The sequence below is a fragment of the Aquipuribacter hungaricus genome, assembly GCF_037860755.1.
GTDB lineage: Bacteria > Actinomycetota > Actinomycetes > Actinomycetales > JBBAYJ01 > Aquipuribacter > Aquipuribacter hungaricus.
The window spans coordinates 1-2,699 of sequence record NZ_JBBEOI010000354.1 but is presented as its reverse complement, the minus strand read 5'-3'; the positions used below and the strand labels follow the sequence as shown (position 1 = coordinate 2,699).

5 protein-coding genes are annotated in these 2,699 nt (G+C 76.9%); 3 read left to right on the top strand and 2 right to left on the bottom strand.

Annotated features, from left to right (window positions below):
* Nucleotides 1-379: 379 nt before the first annotated feature.
* Nucleotides 380-583, bottom strand: a complete 204-nt coding sequence (locus tag WCS02_RS19500; RefSeq protein WP_340295942.1) for a hypothetical protein — start codon at nucleotides 581-583, stop codon at nucleotides 380-382.
* Nucleotides 584-691: 108 nt separating this feature from the next.
* Entirely contained in the window at nucleotides 692-1,327 is a 636-nt protein-coding gene (gene upp, locus WCS02_RS19495) for a uracil phosphoribosyltransferase (RefSeq protein WP_340295941.1), read from the bottom strand.
* Nucleotides 1,328-1,399: 72 nt separating this feature from the next.
* Between upp and WCS02_RS19490 the strand changes: the two genes are divergently transcribed.
* The 3 genes from WCS02_RS19490 to WCS02_RS19480 form a co-directional block, all read left to right on the top strand.
* On the top strand, nucleotides 1,400-1,960 hold the full coding sequence (locus WCS02_RS19490) for a tRNA adenosine deaminase-associated protein (protein ID WP_340295940.1): 561 nt from the start codon (nucleotides 1,400-1,402) through the stop codon (nucleotides 1,958-1,960).
* A 74-nt stretch (nucleotides 1,961-2,034) separates the two neighbouring features.
* A complete protein-coding gene (locus WCS02_RS19485) occupies nucleotides 2,035-2,469 on the top strand; it encodes a nucleoside deaminase (protein ID WP_340295939.1) in 435 nt (144 codons plus the stop codon).
* 43 nt (nucleotides 2,470-2,512) lie between these two features.
* The coding region (locus WCS02_RS19480; protein ID WP_340295938.1) for a DUF2277 domain-containing protein at nucleotides 2,513-2,699 on the top strand (187 nt) is incomplete at its 3' end.

The window sequence follows — 2,699 nt, the reverse complement described above, 5'->3', positions numbered from 1 at the left end:
GGGGAGGGCCCGGGCGCGGTGCGCGGGCGGCAGCCCCACCGGCGCCAGCGCCTCCACCACCCGCGCCACCACCGGCGGCCGCACCTGCTGCGGCGCTGCCTCCCACCGTGCGGGGACCACGGCCGGCCGGTCGGGGACCGGGGTCGGAGCGCTCCCGCTTCCGCCGGCCGAAGCGCGGGGCGTACCCGTCGGGGAGGGGGTCCCTCAGCCGCCGGAGGACCGGGCCGGGCCACTCCCGCGGGGGCGTCCCGGCGCCGGGACGGGGCGGCGTCGCCCGCGCACCCTGGACCGGGGACACCGACGTGGGGTCCGGCACCCTGCCGTGCCGGACGACGGGGTTCGGCGGGCGCTCGCCGCGCCCCCGGCTGTCAGCCACGGCTCAGGGAGCAGGTGCGGGGGCGGCGCCGGACTGGGCGAGGATCGCGTCGAAGAAGGCGAAGATCGCCCCGAACGCCGCGCTGATGCCCTGGAAGCCACCGACCACGAGGGCGGCGGCCTGCTCGGGGCTGCGGAAGATGGAGTACACGAGGAACGCCAGGAACAGCCACAGCACCCACTTCAGGATCTTCCTGGTCAGCTGCACCTCGTCCCCTCCCTCGCGCCCGGTCCGGGCGGGTGCCCGACCGCCCAGCATCCACACGTCGGCGCCGCGGAGTCCACCCGCCACGCCGGTCGGCGACCGGTCACCGGCTCAGACGATGCCGTACAGCCGGTCGCCCGCGTCGCCGAGCCCGGGGACGATGTAGCCGCGCTCGTCGAGCCGCTCGTCGAGCCCGGCGAGCACCACCGACAGGTCGACGTCCGGGGCCACGGCGCGCTCGAGCGCCTCCAGGCCCTCCGGGGCGGCGAGCAGGCAGATCGCGGTCACCGTGCGCGCGCCCTTGCCGTGCAGGTAGTCCACCGCCATGGCCAGCGTGCCGCCGGTCGCCAGCATCGGGTCCAGCACGAAGCACTGGCGGCCGGACAGGTCGTCGGGCAGCCGGTTGGCGTAGGTCCGCGGCTGCAGCGTCTCCTCGTCGCGGAGCATCCCGAGGAAGCCGACCTCGGCGGTCGGCAGCAGGCGGCTCATCCCGTCGAGCATGCCGAGCCCCGCGCGGAGGATCGGCACGACGATCGGCTTGGGGGAGGCCAGGCGGGTGCCGGTGGTGCTCGTCACCGGCGTCGTCACCTCGACGGTCTCGACGGCGACGTCGCGGGTCGCCTCGTACGCCAGGAGAGTGACGAGCTCCTCGACGAGGCGGCGGAAGGTGGGGGAGTCGGTGGTGACGTCCCGCAGCGTCGTCAGCTTGTGGGAGATCAGCGGGTGGTCGGCCACGTGGACGCGCATACGGGGCACGCTACCCACCCGCGGGCCCCACGCCGGTGCCGCCGGACAGGCGTTTGGTGCCAGGATGCAGCCGTGTCGTACTTCACCGCCCTCCTGGTCCCCAGCGGCCGCCAGTGGACCTCGCGCGAGGCGGGCCTGCGCGGCGCCGAGAGCCTGGACGACCTCGTGGACACCGTGCGGGGCGAGGTCGACTCCCTGACCGGGCTCGTCGTGCTCGAGCGCGAGGACGAGTGGTTCGCCCTGGTCCGCGTGGACGGCGAGGACGACGCCCGCGTGTTCGTCAGCGACCTGCCCGCCGCCCGCGCCAGCAGCTTCGCCGCGGTGTTCGCCGACCCCGAGCTGTGGTCCGACGCCGGGTCGCTGCGCGCGGCCGGCCTGGTGCCCGGCGGCCTCGACGAGTCGTACTCCTCGGGCTTCGACGACGGCTACGAGGAGACCCCGGTCGCCGACGAGGACGCCCCCAAGGTCACCGAGGTGCCCTGGGCCGGCGACCTGTCCCTGCTGGAGGACCTCGGGGTGGGCGGCGAGAGCCTCAAGGCCATCGTCGAGGCCGACGCCGACGACCCCGCGCGCGCCCTCACCGAGCTCGGGGAGCGGGTCGGCTTCCTCGACCTGCTCGAGCAGCTGCGCTGACCCCCGGCGGGCCCGGCCCGGTGCTCGGCCCGCGCGGGCCTCGTGGGCCCCGCGTCGCGGCGGTGGACCGGGCCATGGACCGGGCGCTGGTGCTCGCGGAACGGTGCCTCGACGCGGGCGACGTGCCCGTGGGGGCCGTCGTCCTCGCCCCCGACGGGACCGTGGTCGGCGAGGGGCGCAACCGGCGCGAGGCCACCGGCGACGCCACCGCGCACGCCGAGGTCGACGCGCTCCGGTCCGCGGCCGGTGCCCTCGGCCAGGGATGGCGGCTGCCCGGCGCGACCGTCGTCGTCACCCTCGAGCCGTGCGTGATGTGCACCGGCGCGCTGGTCGCCGCCCGGGCTGCCGGCACGGTGTTCGGGGCCTGGGACGACAAGGCGGGGGCGTGCGGCTCGGTCTGGGACCTGGCCCGCGACCCGCTGTCGCTGCACCGCCTGGAGGTGACGGGCGGGCTCCGGGCGGAGGAGTCCGCCGCGCTCCTGCGCCGCTTCTTCGCCGGCCGCCGCTGAGCCGGGTCTGCCGTCCGTCGGTGCCCGGGAGCACCATGGGCGCATGTGCCGGAACATCACCGAGCTCCGCGGCCTCGAGCCGCCCGCCACGACCGACGAGGTCGCCGCCGCCGCGCTGCAGTACGTGCGCAAGGTCAGCGGGGTCCGCCAGCCGCCGCCCGCCGCGGCCGCCGCGTTCGACGCCGCCGTCGCACGGGTGGCCCAGGCGACCGCGGAGCTGCTCGCCGAGC